General features: G+C 68.7%; 3 protein-coding genes. All 3 read right to left on the bottom strand.

The features are described from left to right. A partial coding sequence (locus QN345_RS17925; RefSeq protein WP_323509004.1) for a PEP/pyruvate-binding domain-containing protein occupies positions 1–622 on the bottom strand: 622 nt, incomplete at its 3' end. After that, positions 622–1,998: a cytochrome P450 gene (locus QN345_RS17920; protein ID WP_323509003.1), complete on the bottom strand. Its 1,377-nt coding sequence runs from the start codon at positions 1,996–1,998 to the stop codon at positions 622–624. The genes QN345_RS17920 and QN345_RS17925, both read right to left, overlap by 1 nt. 141 nt (positions 1,999–2,139) lie before the next feature. After that, a partial coding sequence (locus tag QN345_RS17915; protein ID WP_323509002.1) for an IclR family transcriptional regulator domain-containing protein occupies positions 2,140–2,469 on the bottom strand: 330 nt, incomplete at its 5' end.

Here is a 2,469-nt window from a genome sequence, read left to right as displayed (position 1 = left end):
CGGCGACCCGGGCGTTCACCATCTTCTGCACCGCGACGGCCATCGAGAGGCCTTCGTTGGGGATCTTGTTCTTCAGCCGGTAGATGATGGCGCGGGAGGTGTAGAGCGAGGCCCAGCACGCGCGGATGTGCTCGGTGACGTCTGTGACGCCGAGGAGCCAGAGGTAGGTGTCCTGCTGGCCGGCGAAGCTCGCATCCGGCAGGTCCTCTGCCGTCGCCGAGGACCGCACGGCGACAGGGACAGGGGACTCGAAGCGCGACTGCAGTGCCTCGTATGCCTCGATGGTCGTGGCGTGCAACTCGGCGGGCACCGGCCGCGAGGTGATCTCGAGGCGCAGCTGGGCCGAGACCCGGTCGACGGCGGTCACGTCGTCGGGATCGAGGTTCGCGAGCATCTCGTGGATGTCCTTCTCGATGCCGGCCTCGCGGATGAAGGCGTCGTATGCTGCCGTCGTGATGGCGAAGCCGGGGGGAACCGGCATCCCGGCCGCGGTGAGTGCGACGAGGGACGCGCACTTGCCGCCGAGCTGCTCGTGCAGCGGCGGAAGCCCGCCGTCGAAGAACTGGATGTAGGCGGCGTGGGATGCCGGTGTTGCGGTGACAGCGGGGGTTGCGGTTTCCATCAGGCGTTGGCCTCCCAGGTGACGGGAACCGACGTCGGCGCCCTGAACGACAGGTTTTCTCCGAAGACGATCGCTTCGGAATCGACGATCCTCAGGCCGGGGACGGCCCGGATGGTCTCTTCGACGACGATCTTGTCCTGCAGCTTGGCGAGCATGTTGCCGAGGCAGTAGTGGATGCCGAAGCCGAAGGAGAGGTGGGTGCGGGCGTTGGCCCGTTCGATGTCGAAGACCTCGGGCTCCTCGAAGACGCTCGGGTCCCGGTTGGCCGATCCCATCAGCAGCAGGATGTTCGCGCCCTTCGGGATCGGGGTGCCGGCGATCTCGGTGTCGACGAGGGCCTTGCGCCGCCAGCCGACGATCGAGGGGCTGTAGCGCAGCGTCTCGTCGATCGCCCCGGGAATCCGCTTGGGGTCCTCGACGAGCTTCTGCCACTCGCCGGGGTTGCTGAGCAGCATCCGGATCGTGTTGGAGATGAGCGTCGTCGTGGTCTCGTGGCCGGCGAAGAGCAGGCTGTAGCAGACCGACGCGATCTCGTGGTCGGAGATCTCTCCGCCGGCCAGCTGGGCGCGCACGAGGTCGGTGACGAGGTCGGTTCCGGCAGTTCCGGCGTCGATGGCCTCGTGGGCGGCGGAGACCAGGCGCCGGCATTCGGTCCAGTAGTCGACGAGGTTGTGCGCGTGCGGGATCTGCTCCTCGTCGCTCAGGTCACCCCAGGTCATCGCGGCCCGCGAGTCCGACCATTTCTTGTAGGTCGGGACCATTTCCGGCCCGACGCCGAGCAGGCCGAGGATCGTGATCGTGGGGATGTCGACGGCGACGTCCTTCAGGAAATCGCCCCGGGCATCCGGATGCGCGAGCATCTGGGTGAGGAGCCGCGCGGTGTTCTCGCGGATGGTGGGCTCGAGGGCCTTGTACCGGCGTGGGCTGAACTCCTGCTGCACGATCGTGCGCATCCGGGTGTGCTCTGGGGGAACGCGGGCCGAGAGGCCGGAGTATGCGGTGAAGCCGCCATCGTTCATGATCTTCGTCGCGGCGGCTCCGCGCGGCCGCACGGGGGCCTGGGCGTTCTCGCTGCTGAAGGTGACCCAGTTGTCGAAGACGGCCTTGACGTCCGCGTAGCGGGAGACGACGTAGTAGCCGATGCGCTCGTCGAACATGACGGGCTGCTCGTTGCGCAGCTCGGCGTATGCAGGGAACGGGTCGTTCATGTCGAACGGGGAATAGCCGTGGTGGCCGCCGGCGGCCGCGGCGAGCGCGCGGTGATCGACCGGGCACTGGGCTGCTGCGGGCTGGGCTGCTGCGGGCTGGCCGGGGGCCGGCTGGGCTGCGGCCGGGTGCGTGGTGGCGGGCTGTGCCGTCACGGGCTGAGCGTTCACGAGTGCTCCTTCTGTCCACTTCTGCGGGGACTGTCCACTTCTGCGGGGATCTGGCTCCATCTAATGCTCCCGGAGCTGGGAAGCGCCGGGCTTGTCCCACTGGGCGGAAGTGGAGTTGGGGAGGCGCCCGTTCAGGCCGGTTCAGGACTGCTGCGGTTTGCGGGCACGCGCCGCCGGTTGCAGGGCGGCCTTCGGCAGGTGCGCGATCCCCGCCTGGATGCGCTCGGCCGTGCCGAGCAGGATGGGCAGGTTGCGTTCGAGCTGGTGCGCCCGCGAGGTGGGCAGCACGATCCCGAGTCCGCCGAAGATACTTCCGTCGGCCTGGAACACCGGGACGGCGAGCGAGCACGATCCGAGCCGCACCTCCTCTGAGGCGACGGCGAAGCCCTGGCCGCGTACCTTGTCGAGTTCCCGGCGGAGCTGCTCCGGGTCGGCCTTGGTGAACGGGGTGCGCTGCACGAGCGCCGCGCC

The organism is Cryobacterium sp. 10I1, assembly GCF_035019805.1.
In the GTDB taxonomy this organism is placed as follows: Bacteria; Actinomycetota; Actinomycetes; order Actinomycetales; family Microbacteriaceae; genus Cryobacterium; species Cryobacterium glucosi.
This window is presented reverse-complemented; position numbering and strand designations above follow the sequence as displayed.